General features: G+C 72.3%; 16 protein-coding genes. 6 read left to right on the forward strand and 10 right to left on the reverse strand.

Annotation, left to right across the window (positions count from 1 at the left end; all coding sequences use genetic code 11):
* Positions 1 to 33: 33 nt before the first annotated feature.
* Entirely contained in the window at positions 34 to 1,200 is a 1,167-nt protein-coding gene (locus tag ACSNOG_RS09880; protein ID WP_436752201.1) for a methyltransferase, read from the reverse strand.
* 420 nt (positions 1,201 to 1,620) lie between these two features.
* Between ACSNOG_RS09880 and ACSNOG_RS09885 the strand changes: the two genes are divergently transcribed.
* Positions 1,621 to 2,442 carry a hypothetical protein gene (locus tag ACSNOG_RS09885; RefSeq protein WP_436752202.1) on the forward strand — a complete coding sequence of 274 codons (822 nt, stop codon included), beginning with the start codon at positions 1,621 to 1,623 and terminating at the stop codon, positions 2,440 to 2,442.
* Between the two features lie 78 nt (positions 2,443 to 2,520).
* Here ACSNOG_RS09885 and ACSNOG_RS09890 read toward each other — a convergent pair whose 3' ends face one another.
* Together ACSNOG_RS09890 and ACSNOG_RS09895 are read right to left on the reverse strand one after the other, a co-directional pair.
* Positions 2,521 to 4,089, reverse strand: a complete 1,569-nt coding sequence (locus ACSNOG_RS09890; RefSeq protein WP_436752203.1) for an AMP-binding protein — start codon at positions 4,087 to 4,089, stop codon at positions 2,521 to 2,523.
* 222 nt (positions 4,090 to 4,311) lie between these two features.
* The gene (locus ACSNOG_RS09895; RefSeq protein ID WP_436752204.1) at positions 4,312 to 4,644 is read right to left on the reverse strand and encodes a glyoxalase superfamily protein; all 333 of its coding nucleotides are present in this window, start codon (positions 4,642 to 4,644) and stop codon (positions 4,312 to 4,314) included.
* 316 nt (positions 4,645 to 4,960) lie between these two features.
* On the opposite strand from ACSNOG_RS09895, the gene ACSNOG_RS09900 reads away from it, so the two are divergent.
* Positions 4,961 to 5,392, forward strand: coding sequence for a hypothetical protein (locus tag ACSNOG_RS09900; RefSeq protein WP_436752205.1), 432 nt, complete (start codon positions 4,961 to 4,963; stop codon positions 5,390 to 5,392).
* A gap of 54 nt (positions 5,393 to 5,446) precedes the next feature.
* Here the strand turns inward: ACSNOG_RS09900 and ACSNOG_RS09905 are convergent, their stop codons facing one another.
* Together ACSNOG_RS09905 and ACSNOG_RS09910 are read right to left on the reverse strand one after the other, a co-directional pair.
* Entirely contained in the window at positions 5,447 to 6,319 is an 873-nt protein-coding gene (locus ACSNOG_RS09905; protein WP_436752206.1) for a hypothetical protein, read from the reverse strand.
* A gap of 41 nt (positions 6,320 to 6,360) precedes the next feature.
* Entirely contained in the window at positions 6,361 to 7,890 is a 1,530-nt protein-coding gene (locus ACSNOG_RS09910) for a glycoside hydrolase family 6 protein (RefSeq protein WP_436752207.1), read from the reverse strand.
* A 252-nt stretch (positions 7,891 to 8,142) separates the two neighbouring features.
* Between ACSNOG_RS09910 and ACSNOG_RS09915 the strand changes: the two genes are divergently transcribed.
* Positions 8,143 to 9,108 (forward strand): TIGR03557 family F420-dependent LLM class oxidoreductase, encoded by a 966-nt coding sequence (locus tag ACSNOG_RS09915; protein ID WP_436752208.1) that lies wholly within the window; start codon positions 8,143 to 8,145, stop codon positions 9,106 to 9,108.
* 33 nt (positions 9,109 to 9,141) lie between these two features.
* On the opposite strand, the gene ACSNOG_RS09920 is transcribed toward ACSNOG_RS09915, so the two are convergent.
* On the reverse strand, positions 9,142 to 10,203 hold the full coding sequence (locus ACSNOG_RS09920) for an ATP-dependent DNA ligase (RefSeq protein ID WP_436752209.1): 1,062 nt from the start codon (positions 10,201 to 10,203) through the stop codon (positions 9,142 to 9,144).
* 90 nt (positions 10,204 to 10,293) lie between these two features.
* Between ACSNOG_RS09920 and ligD the strand changes: the two genes are divergently transcribed.
* From ligD to ACSNOG_RS09935, 3 genes are all read left to right on the forward strand, one after another.
* A complete protein-coding gene (gene ligD, locus ACSNOG_RS09925; protein WP_436752210.1) occupies positions 10,294 to 11,340 on the forward strand; it encodes a non-homologous end-joining DNA ligase in 1,047 nt (348 codons plus the stop codon).
* An 81-nt stretch (positions 11,341 to 11,421) separates the two neighbouring features.
* Positions 11,422 to 11,841 carry an SH3 domain-containing protein gene (locus tag ACSNOG_RS09930; protein ID WP_436752211.1) on the forward strand — a complete coding sequence of 140 codons (420 nt, stop codon included), beginning with the start codon at positions 11,422 to 11,424 and terminating at the stop codon, positions 11,839 to 11,841.
* A gap of 216 nt (positions 11,842 to 12,057) precedes the next feature.
* Positions 12,058 to 12,258 carry a hypothetical protein gene (locus ACSNOG_RS09935; protein ID WP_058043383.1) on the forward strand — a complete coding sequence of 67 codons (201 nt, stop codon included), beginning with the start codon at positions 12,058 to 12,060 and terminating at the stop codon, positions 12,256 to 12,258.
* Positions 12,259 to 12,311: 53 nt separating this feature from the next.
* Here the strand turns inward: ACSNOG_RS09935 and ACSNOG_RS09940 are convergent, their stop codons facing one another.
* The 4 genes from ACSNOG_RS09940 to ACSNOG_RS09955 all read right to left on the reverse strand — a co-directional run.
* Positions 12,312 to 12,773: an MscL family protein gene (locus ACSNOG_RS09940; RefSeq protein ID WP_436752212.1), complete on the reverse strand. Its 462-nt coding sequence runs from the start codon at positions 12,771 to 12,773 to the stop codon at positions 12,312 to 12,314.
* Between the two features lie 132 nt (positions 12,774 to 12,905).
* On the reverse strand, positions 12,906 to 13,640 hold the full coding sequence (locus ACSNOG_RS09945) for a Mut7-C RNAse domain-containing protein (RefSeq protein ID WP_436752213.1): 735 nt from the start codon (positions 13,638 to 13,640) through the stop codon (positions 12,906 to 12,908).
* A gap of 136 nt (positions 13,641 to 13,776) precedes the next feature.
* Positions 13,777 to 14,040: a hypothetical protein gene (locus ACSNOG_RS09950; RefSeq protein ID WP_058043386.1), complete on the reverse strand. Its 264-nt coding sequence runs from the start codon at positions 14,038 to 14,040 to the stop codon at positions 13,777 to 13,779.
* A 222-nt stretch (positions 14,041 to 14,262) separates the two neighbouring features.
* Positions 14,263 to 15,125, reverse strand: an 863-nt coding sequence (locus ACSNOG_RS09955) for a carbohydrate-binding protein (RefSeq protein WP_436752214.1), incomplete at its 5' end; no start/stop codon positions are given.

Below are 15,125 nucleotides of genomic sequence, written 5' to 3' on the forward strand. Positions count from 1 at the left end.
TGCCCGCCGGTGGGGTCGCTCCGGGTGGAAAGTTCAGTTTTTAACCGACCTCAGGACGACGAACTTCGCGTCGCTCGCGACGATCTCGCAGTTGCCGAAGAGGCGGCGCAGCTTCACGTGGTACCCCAGGTGGCGGTTGCCGATGACCCACAGCTCCCCGCCCGGACGCAGTGCGGCACGCGAACCGGTGAACATGCGCCAGGCCGTCGCGTCGGTGGTCGACTGGTGGGAGTGGAAGGGCGGGTTGTTGAGCACCAGGTCCACGGACTCGGCGGGCATCCCCGACAGCCCGTCGCCCACCCGGAACTCGGCCGCCGCCCGCGGGCCCGCGTTCTCCCGGAACGTGGCCTCCGCGGATGCCACCGCCTGGAACGACTCGTCGACGAACACCACCTCGGCCTGCGGGTTGGCGAGCGCCGCGGCCGTGCCGACGATGCCGTTGCCGCAGCCGAGGTCCACGATGCGCTCGGGGCCGCGCCGCTGCGGCAGGTTGCGCAGGAAGAAGCGGGTGCCGATGTCGAGCCGCTCGGCGCAGAAGATGCCGGCGTGGTTGGTGACCGTCAGGCCGGAGGCCGGGCCGATGCCCAGCGGCAGTGCGTAGCCGTACGGCCAGGGGCTCGTGGCCCGGGGGAGGGCGGGGTCCGGCGAGCAGAAGATGAGCCGGGCCTTCTTCACGGCCAGCGAGGTGCGGGTGGGGCCGACGATCCGCTCGAACAGCTTCAGCGTCGAGGTGTGGATCTCGGTGACCTTGCCCGTGCCGACGACGCTCCCGGCGTGCAGCCGCGGTGCGAGCCGGTGCAGCTGGTCCTCCAGGAGTGCCAGGCTCTTGGGTACGCGGACCAGCAGGACGTCGATGCGCTCCGGCGGGGCGTCCTGCGTCGACAGGAGGGTGGCGCCGCCGGGCGCGACGCCGTTGCGCTCGAGGTTCAGGCGGGTGGCCTGCTGGGCCAGGAAGGAGTCGGTGATCTGGACGGGGCTGTGCCCCTGCCCGGCGATCGCGGTGGTCATCGCGCCCCACCGGTCGCCCAGGACGGCCACTGTGCCGGACAGGTCCGTGGGGCCGTCGGCGGTCTCCGCGGTCCCCGCCAGGTGGCCGAGGAGGTATTCGTCGGCGGCGTCCCAGGCACGGAGCCGGTCGCGGGGGTCCTCGGGGAAACGGGTGAGGTCCAGCTCGCCCCATGGCGTCATCAAACGGTTCATCGTGCCCTCAGGCTAGTCGAGACCCCTGGTGCAGGTGAGCAGGGCCGTCCCGCCGGCGACCACCGGGTGGCTTGACGATCAGTTCGTCGATCTCGGGCAGCAGCGTACCCGCGAGCCCTCCGCCGCCGCACAGCCAGATGCCCATGCCATCCCGTTTCTTCCTTGAGCTCGCGGACGAACGCGAGCGCGTCGCCCGGGACGACCTCGACCGCCGGGCCGGCGCCGGCGAGCGTCCGGGAGAAGACGTACTGCCACAGGTGGGCGTACGGGGTGGTGATCTCCGCGGTGAGCGGACTCGTAGGTGCCGCGCCCCATCAGCACGGTGTCGAACCGCAGGTTCGGCGCGCCGGCGCTCCCCGCCCGGTCACTGGGTAAAGTGTCGCCGCCATACGAACATCGCAGGTGAAACGGGGTCAGGGCATGGGCATACTCAACAGGGTGAAGAGCCTGGGCGACCAGGTGGGGACGGCGGCGACCTCCTTCGGCAAGGACGTCGCCCACGCCGTGCAGCGCGGCGTCGACGCCGGGCGCGCCGGCACGAACGCCTCCGGCGACTGGGTCCTCTCCGTCCTGCGCTCGCTGCCCGCCCCCGCCGCCCCCACCCCCGTGCAGTGGGAGTTCTCCCTCGGCGCCCTGATCTGCCGTCACCCCAAGGTCCCCGCCGTCACCGCCAGGGCGCTGCGCCCGCTGGACGGCATCGGCGCGCTGCGCTTCGGGCCCGAGTCGGTCGGCTTCGACGGCGAGGACATCCCTTGGGAGAAGGTCGTCCACCTGCAGTTGCACGACGCCTTCAGCGCCATGACCACGGAGGCGCTCGACGGTGAGATCGACCGGATCCGGGACCTCCTGCCCATGCTCCCCGGGCGGAAGTGGGTCGTCACCAAGGTCGTCGAGGGCCTCGCCTCCGTCATGCTCGCCGCGCTGGAGCAGGCGGGCGAGCAGCGGCTGGAGACCGTGGACGTCGCGTGCGAGATCACCTACCGCGGCGCGCTCGGCATGAAGAAGACGCTGCGGGCGAACATGTTCAGCACGGCCCTGCTGGCCCAGCAGCCCGAGGTCATGGACAGCCTGCTGCTCACCGCCCGGGCCAAGGGCGTCCCCGTCCTCCCCGCCGAGCCCCCGCAGCACGGCACCAAGACCGGCGAGCGCGTCCTCGCCCTGCGGGCCCGGACGGACACCGTCGCCGCCCAACTCCGCGCCGAACAGGCCGCGGAATCCGCGGCCGCCGACTCCGCGCGCTGACGCACGAGCGCCCCGCTGCCGAGGGCGGCGGGGCGGTACGCGGACCACGAGGGCCCGGTCGCGGCCGGGCCGGCGGGGTCAGAGGGAGGCCGCGGCCTCCGCTTCCGCCTCGCGGCGCAGGAGCTTCTTGTCGGGCTTGCCCGCGTCCGTCAGGGGCAGGGCGTCGATGAAGGAGATGTGCGCCGGCTCGTACATGGCGCCCCGCTCCCGGTGCACCATCTCGCGCAGCTCCTTCTCGTCGAGCTCGCTGCCGGGCACGGTCACCACCGCCGCGTAGACCTGCTCCATGCGGTTGGCGTCCGGGACGCCGAAGACGGCGCTCTGCAGGACCTGCGGGTGGGTGTTGAGGAGGTCCTCGAGCTCGGTGGTGTACACGTGGCCGCCGACCACCACGATCATGTCCTTGAGCCGGTCGACGATGGTCAGGTAGCCCTCGTCGTCCAGGAACCCGATGTCGCCGGTGTGCAGCCAGCCGTCCCGCAGGACCTCGGCGGTGAGCTCGGGCTGCTTCCAGTAGCCCTGCATGATGTGCTCCGAGCGCACGCAGACCTCGCCGTGCTCCCCGGCGGGCAGGTCGCGGCCGGACTCGTCGCGGATCGCGATCTCGACGCCCTTCATGGCCTTGCCCGCGGTGCGCAGCCGGTCAGGGTTCTCCGGGTCGTGGTCCTCGGGGCCGAGGACGCTGATGCCGCCCGCCTCGTTCTGCCCGTAGAACTGCGTCAGCACGGAACCGAAGCGCCGGACGGCGGCGGCGAGCCGGGCGGGGGAGGACTGGCAGCCGCCGTAGGTGATGTTGCGCAGGCTGGAGGTGTCGGTGCTCTCCACCTCCGGCTGGTCCATGAGCTGGTACAGCAGGGGCGGCAGCAGGAACATGTGGGTGATGCGCTCGCGCTCGATCGCCGCGAGGACCTCCGCGGGGTCGAAGTCGTCGAGCAGGACGACCGTGCCGCCGCTGGTGCGGAGGGTGACGTCGGCCAGCAGGCCGGCGGCGTGGGCGAGCGTCGTGCAGACCAGCTGCCGCATCCCGTCCTCGTCCTTGCCCTCCGGCTCGAGGATCTCGTCGACGTCGTCCTGGAAGCCGGGCAGCCGCTCGAAGGCGGTGCAGATGGCCTTGGGGTGACCCGTGGTGCCGCCGGTGTGGCGGATCATGCAGATGTCCTCGGGGCGGGCGAGGCCGGAGAGCGGCTCCGCCGACTGCCCGGCGGACAGCTCCAGCAGGTCAGCGCCCACCTCGGCCGGGCCCAGCGCGAGGACGGTGCGGACCTCCGTCAGCGCGGCCAGCTCGGCGGCGCGCGAGGCGTAGGCGGGGTCGGCTATCAGGGCGCGCGTCTCGACGTCGCGCATGATGTTGGCCTGAACGTCTGCCGCCAGCTTGTTGTAGAGGTGGTTGACCGAGCAGCCGATCAGGTTGGCGGCGTAGCGGGCCGCGATCGTCTCCGGCAGGTTGCCGCTGAGCAGCGTGACGGTGTCCCCTCGCTCGATGCCCTGGGCGAGCAGCGCGCGGGCCATCCGGTGGACGAGGTCGCGGAGTTCGCCGGCGGTGACGCGGCGGTCGTGGTGAACGACGGCCGTCCTGGTGGGTTCGGCTCCCAGGACGTCGAGGTTCCGCTCCACGTAGGTGCGGAACTGCTGCGCCGTGGCGGTCATGGGTGATTCCTCCTGATGCGGCAGTGCGATTGCCGGCAGTTGACTTAGGCAACCAGTTGGATGGTAGTGCCAGCGATCAACAGCTCCAAGTCGGGAAGCGGCGCATCCGCACTTCACCGCATCGAAACGTCGATATTCGGTCAATGCCGCGGAGGGGATGGTTGCAAGGCGGGCACGTGGGTAGGCGGGCGGACGGTCGGTGGCGTCCGCGCGCCGTGCCCGTCAACTCACCGGAGTGCCCACGCGCAGCCGGTTGCCGTCGGGGTCCTGCAACTCGATCTCCCGCGCCCACGGGGCGGAAACGGGAGGAACGCCGAACTCGGCCGCGACGGCGTCGACATCGCGGACCCGCAGGTAAATCAGCGTGCCGGGCCGGGCGTCCCCTCGGTGCTCGGACAGGAACAGCCGCACCGCACCGCGCGCCACCTCCACGAACGCGGGCAGACCCGGCTCGAAGCGGTGTTCCCACTGCTCGGCAAAACCGAGGCGGGCATACCACGCGACCGCTGCGCTCGCGTTCTCGACATGGAGCACGGGGATGGCTTCTTCGTCCACGGCTCCATCATTCCAGAACGGAGCGGATCGCCGAGCGCGCATTTCCCTGAGATCTTGGTTCACCTGTGTGGCGTACTGCCGCTAATGTGGGTGCGCCAAGTTGGTTCCCCCCACGTGTCGGCAGCGATTTCCGTGTCCGCAGCAAGCGGAATCGCGGATTTCGAAGTGCGGCTTTCCCTGCCCGTTCCGCTCGTGGAGTTCCCTGGTCATGTCTTCCTCCCAAGCCTCCCAAGCCTCCCCGGCTTCTGCGGTTTCTCCCTCGTCCCCGTCCCGCTCCGCCTTTCGCCGTCGCTGGGCCACCGCCTGCGCGATAGCCGTGGCCGGCGTGCTCACGCTGGCCGGCTGCACCGGGGGCGACGAGGACGCCTCGCCGGGCAAGAAGTCCTCGCCCTCCGCGTCCGCTTCGGCGTCCACGACCCCGTCCCCCTCCTCGCCGTCGGCCCTTCCGTCGGCGCCCCGCTCCGCCCCGCCCACGCCCAGCACGGTGCCCTCGCCGGTCCTGCCCAAGCCGCCGCGCAAGACCGCGACCGCGCCCGCCGCCGGGCACACCGATGCGGCCGGCGCCCCGGGCCGTACGTCCGCGCCGCGCAACGCCGGTACGACGTGCGAGATCCGCTCCAACGCCGGCAACTGCTACAAGGCGGGCCAGTACTGCCGTTCGGCCGATGCGGGGTCGCGCACGCACGACGCTCAGGGCCGGGTCATCATCTGCGGCGGCGAGGGCGGCAAGCCGCGCTGGCACTACTGACGCTCCGCGCCCGCCGCCCGGAGCACCCCGCACGACGGCTCCTCACGCCTCCGGTCACCTGGCGTAGGGAACGTTGACCTCGCCCGCGACCTCGTCGAACACGGCCAGGGCATCCGCCGGCATTTCCCGCTGCCACCGCAGGTCGAGGACGACGGCGGGCGGATGCCCGGAATAGTGCTCCCTCTTGCTCGCGTCGACGGTGAAGTGCGCCGGTGAGGCGCCGTTCGCGTCGCCGGAGCCGCGCGCACGGGCGAGGAGGAAATGGGTGCCGCTGTTGCCGCCGAGCGGATGCTGCTCGCTGAGCCAGGGATTCAGCATCCCGGGCTCGAAGGCGAGACCGAGGGAGGCGGTCAGCCCCCGCAGCACGCTTTCGGTCCTCGTGGCCAGGTCCTCGTAATGGAGGCGGGCCACGGGGCCGGGCCAGCGGGCGGCGAGCCGCTCCGAGGCACGGATCTGCTCCACCCATTTCCGGGCGTGCTCGCGCGCCGGGACGCGAGGGTACTTGCGCAACTGCGAATTCACGACGGCCCGGCCGTCCCGGCCCAGAAGGAAGAGATGGGCCGGGACGGCGTCGCGCACCGCCGCCTCCTGCAACTCGATCCAGCCGACGGCCTTGGTCGACTCGACGACGACGGGCCGTCCGGATCGCACGGACAGGGTTTCGTAGAGATCCGGTGAGCCGGCCGGCCCCAGACCGTCGATGCCCGGGCGCAGACCGGCCCACACGGTGCACCCGGCACCGCAGTAGATGCAGTGCACCGTCTGCCCGTTGTCCTGCACGGCGCCCAAGCGCCTGCTGTTCCACGCTTCTCCTGCGTAGAAGACCGACGTGTGCGTGCCCAGCAGCAGGCCGAGGAGCGTCGTACCGGAGTGCCCTGCGCCGGCGATGAACGCCACCCGTCGGTTGACCCGTTCCCCAGGGTTCATCGCAGCCCCCCGCGTCGGCTCCGGACCTGCCCGGCAGTCACTCACCCATGATGCCCCGGCCCTGCCGGGTCCGTGCCCGGAACGTGCGGGGCCGTTCGGTCGCCGGGCGGGTCCGTCGGCGGCCCGGCGGGCGGGGCCGCCGGGGGAGCGGTGTGAGCAGGGCCTTGGGACGGTCCGGCCGCCGGGCCCGTGGCGGGCGCGGGGACCGGAGCGGGCACGGGCGCCGGCCCGGGAGCGGACGCGGGGGCCGAAGCGGCGGGCGCCCGCGCGCCGTCGGCCGGCGCGGCACTCGGCGGGTTGGGCGGCAGCACGGACGGCAGGAGGGGGACTTCCGGCGGCCCGGACTCCAGGGACGGCGGCATGAGGTACGACGGCGTGGCGCGCGCGAGGTCCAGCGCGTACTGCGCCCACCAGCGGCCCGCGGGCGGGGCGCCGCGGCAGGCGCCGTCGGACTCCCCGGGGCGCTTGATCCACAGGAAGGCGTCGATGCGCGGGTTCCCCGTGGCGGTCGTGGGCCGGGAGCCGAGTGCCCGGCCCGGCGGATTGCACCAGGACTCGGGTTCGTGCTCTTCCTCCTCGCCCTCGCCCTGCAGTTCCGCTTCGTCCGTGCCCTCGGGTTCCAGCGTTCCGGCGGCCCTCCTGGCCCCGGCGGCGTGCGGCACGGGCTGCTGCCGACCGTTCCCTCCTTTGCCGTCCTCCCGCTTACCGGCTTCCTGTTTCCCCTTCTCCTTCTCCTTCTCCTTTTCTTTCTCCTTCTTGTGTTCTTCCTTCTTCTTCTTTTCGCCCTCCGGTGGCGGGGGCAGCGGGCCGTTGCCGTTGCGGCTCGTGTCGATGACGTAATGGGCGCCGCCGAGAAGGGCGGAGAGCCGGTCTCCGTAAGCGCGGGTGACCGGAGTCGTATGGAAGTTGGAGACGTTCAGCGCGAACCCGTCGGCCTCCGCGATGCCCGCTTCGGTGAGCGCGGTCACCATCATGTTGTGGTCGCTGATCCAGCCGGGGTTGCCGGCGTCGATGTAGACGGAAACGCCGGGCCGGGACTTGAAGGTCCGCACGGCCTTGGCGATCAGCGCCAGGCGCTGCTTGGCGGCCGCCGCGGGGACGCAGCCCGACGCCCACTGGGCGAGCGCGTCCGGTTCCAGGATGATCCAGGCCCGCCGGGCGCCGATGCCGGCCGCGGCCCGTGCGGCCCAGGTGCGGTAGTGGGCGGCGTCCGCGGCCCCGCCCGACGAGTACTGCCCGCAGTCGCGCTGAGGGATGTTGTAGGCGACCAGCACGGGAATGACTCCGCTGCGCTCGGCCTGCCGGGTGACGCTCTCGGCCTGTGCCTTCGGATCGTCACCGGTCAGCCAGACCGCCATCGGCTCCTTCGCGATGCGCTGCAGGACGGCGGCGTCCTCCTCGCGCCCCTGCTCCTGCCACACCCTCACCTGACGGGCCGCCGGCCCCCTCGGCTCGACCCAGAACGGGGCCGTGGCATCGAGGTTGTCGTCGTCCTCCGTCAGCGCCACGCTGGCCGACCCGGCCAGCGCCAGCGCCCCCGCGCACACCAGGACAACCGCACCGCAACGCAATGCCCTCTTCCTCTGCCTTCTCGTCGTGGACACCTGGGCCGCGTGCGTCCGGGACGCGTGCGTCCGGGCCGTACGCGCACGGGCCGGGCGGGGCCGGGCCGTGTGTCGCCGAGACTTGTATGACATCGATCCCCCAATATTTCATATCGGCCGATCTGTCCATTCCAGACAGAGTGACAGGTGCCGACCCGTCAGACACGTCGGATTACGCCGAACGGGATCTGAAAAAGGGGAAATCGGAGGACGGGCACGATGGTGAGCATCGGATACACGATGATGACGGAGCAGGCGGGGCCCCGGGACCTGGTCGCCCACGTGGTGGGCGCGGAGGAAGCGGGATTCGACTTCTCCGTCACGTCGGACCACTATTTTCCCTGGCTCGCCGCCCAGGGCCACGCACCCAACGCGTGGGCCCTCCTGGGCGCCGCGGCACAGGCGACGTCACGGATTCCGCTCATGACGTACGTGACGTGTCCCACCACGCGTTACCACCCCGTGGTCGTCGCCCAGCAGGCGGCCACGGTGCAGTTGCTCTCGCAAGGGCGGTTCCGCCTCGGGCTCGGCTCGGGCGAGAACCTCAACGAGCACGTCGTCGGGCGCGGCTGGCCCGGCATCAGCGTCCGGCACGAGATGCTCGAAGAGGCCGTCTTCATCATCCGGGCGCTCCTGGACGGGGAGCTCGTCACGCACCACGGCACCCATTACGACGTCGAGCACGCCAAGCTGTGGGACGTGCCCACCCCCGCCCCGCCCATCGGCATCGCCGTCTCGGGGGACCACTCCTGCCGCCTGGCCGGGCAGCTGGCCGACCTGGTCATCGCGACCGAGCCCCGGCGGGAGCTGCTGGAGGCCTTCGACCGCCACGGCGGCGCCGGAAAGCCCCGCATCGGGCAGCTGCCCGTCTGCTACGACCCCGACCACGACGCGGCGGTCGAGCGGGCCCACGAGCAGTTCCGCTGGTTCGGGCTCGGCTGGCCCGTCAACTCCGAGCTGCCGCACGACACGGCGTTCGCCTCCGCGTCCGCCTCCGTCACCAAGGACCAGGTCGCCGAGGGGATCCCCTGCGGATCCAACGTGGACCGCTTCGTCGAGGCCGTGCGGGCGTACACGGAGGCGGGGTTCACCGAGGTCGCCCTCGTCCAGATCGGCGGTGACCACCAGGTCCCGTACCTGGACTGGGCCAAGAGGGAGCTGCTCCCCGCGCTGCGCACGCTCTGAGCGGGCACGGCGCGGGCGCCGCCGTCGCGGCCCTCACAGCCGCAGGACGTCGGCGAGTTTGTAGTCCGCCGGTTCCTCCAGCTGGGCGTACGTGCACTCGTGCGGCTCGCGGTCGGGGCGCCACCGGCGGAACTGCGTCGTGTGGCGGAAGCGGTCGCCCTGGAGGTGGTCGTAGGCCACCTCGCAGACCCGCTCGGGGCGCAGGGGCACCCAGGACAGGTCCTTGCCGCCCGTCCACCGGCTCGGCCCGCCGGGCATCCGGCTTGTGGCCTGCGCCTCCTCGGTGGCCCACTCCTGCCACGGGTGCCCCTCCGCCGTGGGCATCCGCAGGGGTTCGAGCTCGGTCATCAGCTCCTGCCGGCGGCGCATGGGCAAGGAAGCACAGACCCCGACGTGCTGCAGCCGCCCGCCCGTGTCGTAGAGACCGAGCAGCAGGGACCCGACCACGGGCCCGCTCTTGTGGTGGCGCAGCCCCGCGACGACGCAGTCGGCGGTCCGCTCGTGCTTGATCTTGGCCATGGCCCGCTCGCCGGGCCGGTACGGGGAGGCGGGCGGTTTCGCGATGACGCCGTCGAGGCCGGCCCCCTCGAACTGCTCGAACCACGCGTGGGCCGTCTCCAGGTCGTAGGTGGCCGGGGCGATGTGGACCGGGGCCCGTACCCCCTGCAGCGCCGCGGTCAGCGCGTCCCGCCGGTCCCGCTGCGGCGTCGCGAGCAGGGAGTCCTCCCCGAGGGCGAGTAGGTCGAAGGCGATGAAGCTCGCCGGGGTCACCTCGGCCAGACGGCGGACGCGGGAGTCGGCCGGGTGGATGCGTTCGAGCAGCGCGTCGAAGTCGAGGCGCCCACCGCGGGTGACGACGACCTCCCCGTCGAGCACGCAGCGGGGCGGAAGCTGCTCGCGGAGGACGTCGACGAGCTCCGGGAAGTAGCGGGTGAGCGGCTTGCCGGAGCGGCTGCCGAGCTCGACCTCGTCGCCGTCGCGGAAGACGATCGCCCGGAAGCCGTCCCACTTCGCCTCGTACAGCATGCCGGGCGGGATCTTCGCCACGGGCTTGGCGAGCATCGGCTGCAGCGGGGGCATCACGGGGAGATCCATGACCGCGATTGTGCGGGCCCCGGCCTCCGGCCGCCTCTTCGCGCCGCCGCCCGCAGGCGCCGTGCGGCGCGGGCCTCTAGCGTGAGGACCATGGCACAGGATGCGCTGGAGCTCACCGTCGGGGAGCGGACGGTACGGCTGTCGCACCCGGAGAAGGTCTACTTCCCCGAGCGGGGCTTCACCAAGTACGACCTGGCCCGCTACTACCTCGGTGTCGCCGACGGCATCGTCCGGGCGCTCAAGGACCGCCCGACCACGATGGAGCGCTACCCGGACGGGGTCACGGGGGAGTCCTTCTTCCAGAAGCGGGCGCCGAAGAACCTGCCCGAGTGGATCCCGACGGGCCGGATCGCCTTCCCCAGCGGTCGCTACGCCGACGAGATCTGTCCCAACGAGGCCGCGGCCGTGCTGTGGGCCGCGAACCTGGGCTGCCTGACCTTCCACCCCTGGCCCGTCCGCCGGAACGACACCGAGCACCCCGACGAGCTGCGCATCGACCTCGACCCGCAGCCGGGCACCGGCTACGCGGACGCCGTCCGGGCCGCGCTCGGGCTCCGGGAAGTCCTCGAGGGCCTGGGCCTGACCGGCTGGCCCAAGACCTCCGGGGGACGCGGGCTGCACGTGTTCGTGCCCATCGCGCCGCAGTGGACGTTCGTGCAGGTGCGCAGGGCCGCCATCGCCGTCGCCCGGGAGCTGGAGCGGCGCGCGCCGCAGGAGGTCACCACGGCGTGGTGGAAGGAGGAGCGCGGGGCCAAGGTCTTCGTCGACTACAACCAGACCGCCCGCGACCGCACCATCGCCAGCGCCTACTCGGTGCGGCCCCGCCCGCACGCCCCGGTCTCCGCCCCGCTGACGTGGGACGAGGTGGCCGCGGACGCGGAGCCGGAGGACTTCGACCTGGCCACCATGCCGGCCCGGTTCGAGGCCGTCGGCGATCTGCACGCGGACATGGAGGACCACCCGTGCGGGCTGGAGGCCGCGCTGGAGCTGGCAGAGCGGGACGAGCGCGAGCACGGGCTGGGCGACCTGCCCTACCCGCCGGAGCACCCCAAGATGAAGGGCGAGCCGAAGCGCGTGCAGCCCAGCCGGGCCCGTAAGGACCCGCCCTCGCACGAGGACTCGCACCCGTCCGAATGAGAGTGCTTTGTCATGGTTTAGCGAGGATTGCGGCGTGGTACGTCGGCATTGCTTCATCCACCCCTCACACAGGGAGCCCCCATGCCCAGGACCCTCGCAACCCGCAGCAAGAAGATCTCGACGGACGTCATCGTCGGGGCCGCCCTCGCCGGTTCGCTGCTGGTCGCCGGATCCGCCCAGGCGGCCTCGGGCCCCGGCGTCCCGCCGGTGCCGCAACGTCCCGCCGGCACCGTCACCAGCCCCACGGGCGTCAACGAGCGGATGTACCCCAGCACGGACTCCACCGTGCGGGGAACCTTCGGCCGCGGCGCGAAGATCGGACTGCGCTGCAAGGTCCACGCCCAGAGCGTCGGCGGCAACGACGTCTGGTACATGCTGCGCAACCGCCCCACCTGGATCGCGGCCGCCTACGTCGGCAACGTCAGCGCCGTCCCGCTGTGCAAGGACGTCAACCGCGGCGGCCTGGAGGACGCCCCCGCCACCCGGGCCGCGATGGGCTGAGCCGCCGTCACGGGCCGCACCTGCAGCCCCGGTCCGGCCCGGGCCGTCCGCCCGGCCCGGACCGGGGCGCCCCGTCACCCGGGCGAGTGTCGCGACTACGTCTGTCGCCATCCCACCGGTTACTCCGGGTGGCTGACAGCAACGGATTGTGCTGCCGGTGCGGCTGGCGGGCTGAATAATGGAGGGCGTCTTGTTTCCCGGCCGAATGCTGTCGTGATGCTGTGCAAGGACTGTCTGAACCCGGTCATCGAGGGCCCCGAGGGCGGCTATGTCTGCGGCCAGTGCTTCCACGTCGTCGAGCCCAACGGCTACGCGGAGCGACGGGCCGAGGGAGTGCGGCGGGCCGCGGAGGAGCGCCGCATCCGGACGGAGGAGCGGCGCGCCCGCGCCGAGGCCCGTAACCGCACCTGGCCCTGACGCCCCGTCGGCAGTGCTCCCGCCGGACGGGAGCGGCGCGCCCGCGGCGTTCCTCAGCGCCCTCCGGGTGCGGGCCTCCCGGCCGGCGCGGCCGACGGGGGCTGTTCGCTGCCGCAGTAACGGCACTTGAGCGCCGCCGCGGGAAGGTCCTCCGACAGGCAGGCCGGGCAGGTCTTGAGGGGCCCCGGCTCCCCGAAGGCGGCGACGCCTCGCCGCCCCTGCACGTGCCGGTAGGGGACGACGATGAAGAAGTACACCACCGCCATGAAGATGAGGAAGTAGACGACCGCGGACAGGAACGAGCCGAGGTCCAGGTAGGTGTTCTTGTTGCCCGGCCGGCCGAGCTGCCAGCCCAGCCCCATCGAGTGGCCGCCCTGCGCCCGGGCGATGACCGGGTTGACGATGAAGTCGGTGAACGCCTTGATGAGCGTGCTGAGGGCCAGCGCGATGATCAGGCCCACGGCGACGACGACGATGTCACCGCGCATGACGAAACTCTTGAATCCCTTGAGCATGACCGTCCTCCGGACACGACCGGCTCCCGTGCACGACCGGCTCCCGGAGTCGGAACCGGCTCGCGGAAACCGGACAGCACGCTACATTCCGTCAAGCCGCCCTCAGCGGTACGGCACGCCCCGGCGGAGGGCTCACACCACCCGTCCGCCGAATTCCCGCACCGCATCCTCGACGATGGCCTCCAGCCGCTCGTGGTGCGCCCCGCGCCAGTACACGCGCGCGCAGGCCGTGCACTGCGCGAAGACGTCGTACGTCCGCCGCGTCCCGTGCTCCAGCCGCTGCGCCACGGTGTCCTTCTCGGCGTCCGCGAGCCGGCCGTTGCAGGCGGTGCACCGCGTCCACGGCGCCAGCACGGGCAGGAAGCGGCTCAGGACGTCGCGCAGTTGCTCGTCGGGCCGGTCGCTGTAGACGTAGGCGCCGGCCCATATCTCGCGCCGCCGCAGCAGTCCGCGGTCACGGCTGAGCAGCACCCTGCGTTCCGCCGCGGAGAGCGCCGCGAGGGCGGGATCGCCGATGTCCTCGCTCTCGTAGGCCGCGTCCACGCCCAGGAGGCGCAACCGGCGCGCGAGCGTTCCGAGGTGCACGTCGAGGAGGAAGCGCAGCGGCGCGCCGGGCACCTGCTGCGGGCGCTCGACCGCGCGCACCTCCACCGATTCGCCCGCCGAGGGGACGTGCGCCGCGGGCACGGGCCGTCCGTCGACGAGGAGCCGGCCGGCTTCGGTGAGCGGGACGCCCAGGGACTCGACGACGTGGCCCAGCGACGACGACGCGTCGACGGTGACGGGCGCCCGCTCGCGCCGTAGCTCGGAGTTGACGAAGAGCCGCAGCTCAGGGGCGACGGTGACATGGATTTCCGGTCTGCTCACGGCGTCAGCATGCCACTCGCGGGGAGGTTGCCGGGCGCCGGCCCGGGCCCGGGGCGCGGGGTGCGGGGTGGGGTCCGCCGGCGCCGGGCCCGGCCCCCTGGTGGGGGCCGGAGCCGGGAGGCGCCCCGACGGGACGTCAGGAGGCGCTGGGCAGGGCCGGCACCTGATGGGTGGGGCAGGTGTAGCCGTTGCCGTGGATGTAGCTCCAGCCGAGCTCCTTGATGTGCGGCGTGGCCGTGTGCGTGTGGTGCAGGAGGTGCCCCCACAGGTCGTCGTCGCGCGAGGGGCCGGGGTCGGGGATGACGAGGTCGAAGGTGGTGTGCGTGGTGCAGCCGTGGTGATCGCACGCCAGATAGAAGCGGACGGGTCCGGGAGTTTTGCCCGCAGTGGTGAGGCTCATGGGTGCAACTCTCGGGGGATCCACCGGGCGCAGGAGGCGGGATCTGCGGATCTCTCCCTCGCTCCGGTGACACAGCGTGTGACGGCCTCCGGGGCCGGGTAGTTCTCTTTCCCTGGCGCACCTTCGGTTTTCGCCGCCCGCCCGCTCATGAGTTCTGGCTGGTTGATTACTCTGCGTGGGTGGCGTGGCCGTTCTCGCGGTGGCCGGCCGCCGCGAGTGCGGTTACTGACGGACCGTCCAGTGGTCGTTGGCGCCCGCCTGGAGGAACTTCAGGGGCGGGCAGAGGAAGTCACGGCCCTGCGGGGCGGCCTCGGTCCACGGCGAGTCGGCCGGCCGGGCGGGCTTCCACGCCCCGCGGCTGCGCAGGGCCACGGAGCTGGAGTCGAAGACGGTGCTCCGGGCTTCGCTGCAGTAGTAGCCCGTACCGGTCGCAGGGTTGACGCTGGCGTAGATCTCGAACATGTCCCAGCCGTGCGAGAGCCCGCTCCGGTCCCGGCCCGCGTTCCGGAAGAGCAGCTCCCAGCCTGCCGTCCGGTAGTTGTAGAGGTACGCGGACCACCGGTTGGCCGACGCGTCGTCCTGGACCATCTGCACGCTGTAGGCCGGTCGCCCGGTCGCGCCGTCGGTGTACGTGGCGAGGAACGAGGCGTCGACGGCCACGGTCCTGGCGGGCCCTCCGGGATCCGAGCACCAGTCCCAGGCCCAGATCTCGTTCCCGCTGTTCCAGTAGGCCGTGACCACCTCCATGCACGAATTCTGCGCCTTGGTGGTGGGGGAGTAGGTGAAGTTCTCCCCGTCCGAGACCCGGTAGGAGGCGTCGACGCTGTGGGTGGCCATGATGCCGTCGTGGGTTCCGGGCTGCGGGAAGACGCCCCACCAGTTGTGCGTGAGGCCGGCCTCGGGGGTCGCGGTCCCGCCGCCGGCCGTGCGCGCGTGGTTGCCCAGCGAACCCTGCGCGGTGGCGGCCTTGCGTCCCTCCGCGAAGACGCGGGCGGCCCGTTCGCGAGCGGCGGAGTGGCCGGGAGCGTGCGCACCGGCGACCGTGCCCCGGTGCGGGGCGCCGGGGGAGGGGACGGGCGCTGGGG

Source organism: Streptomyces sp. URMC 124, assembly GCF_051386455.1.
Classification (GTDB): Bacteria; Actinomycetota; Actinomycetes; order Streptomycetales; family Streptomycetaceae; genus Streptomyces.

Bases quoted from the DNA above. Each gene is read 5' to 3' on its own strand.
- ACSNOG_RS09915 (WP_436752208.1), top strand. From the start codon at position 8,143: ATGGTGAGCATCGGATACACGATGATGACGGAGCAGGCGGGGCCCCGG.
- ACSNOG_RS09880 (WP_436752201.1), bottom strand. From the start codon at position 1,200: ATGAACCGTTTGATGACGCCATGGGGCGAGCTGGACCTCACCCGTTTC.
- ACSNOG_RS09930 (WP_436752211.1), top strand. From the start codon at position 11,422: ATGCCCAGGACCCTCGCAACCCGCAGCAAGAAGATCTCGACGGACGTC.
- ACSNOG_RS09905 (WP_436752206.1), bottom strand. From the start codon at position 6,319: ATGAACCCTGGGGAACGGGTCAACCGACGGGTGGCGTTCATCGCCGGC.
- ACSNOG_RS09890 (WP_436752203.1), bottom strand. From the start codon at position 4,089: ATGACCGCCACGGCGCAGCAGTTCCGCACCTACGTGGAGCGGAACCTC.
- ACSNOG_RS09950 (WP_058043386.1), bottom strand. From the start codon at position 14,040: ATGAGCCTCACCACTGCGGGCAAAACTCCCGGACCCGTCCGCTTCTAT.
- ACSNOG_RS09940 (WP_436752212.1), bottom strand. From the start codon at position 12,773: ATGCTCAAGGGATTCAAGAGTTTCGTCATGCGCGGTGACATCGTCGTC.
- ACSNOG_RS09885 (WP_436752202.1), top strand. From the start codon at position 1,621: ATGGGCATACTCAACAGGGTGAAGAGCCTGGGCGACCAGGTGGGGACG.
- ligD (WP_436752210.1), top strand. From the start codon at position 10,294: ATGGCACAGGATGCGCTGGAGCTCACCGTCGGGGAGCGGACGGTACGG.
- ACSNOG_RS09935 (WP_058043383.1), top strand. From the start codon at position 12,058: ATGCTGTGCAAGGACTGTCTGAACCCGGTCATCGAGGGCCCCGAGGGC.
- ACSNOG_RS09920 (WP_436752209.1), bottom strand. From the start codon at position 10,203: ATGGATCTCCCCGTGATGCCCCCGCTGCAGCCGATGCTCGCCAAGCCC.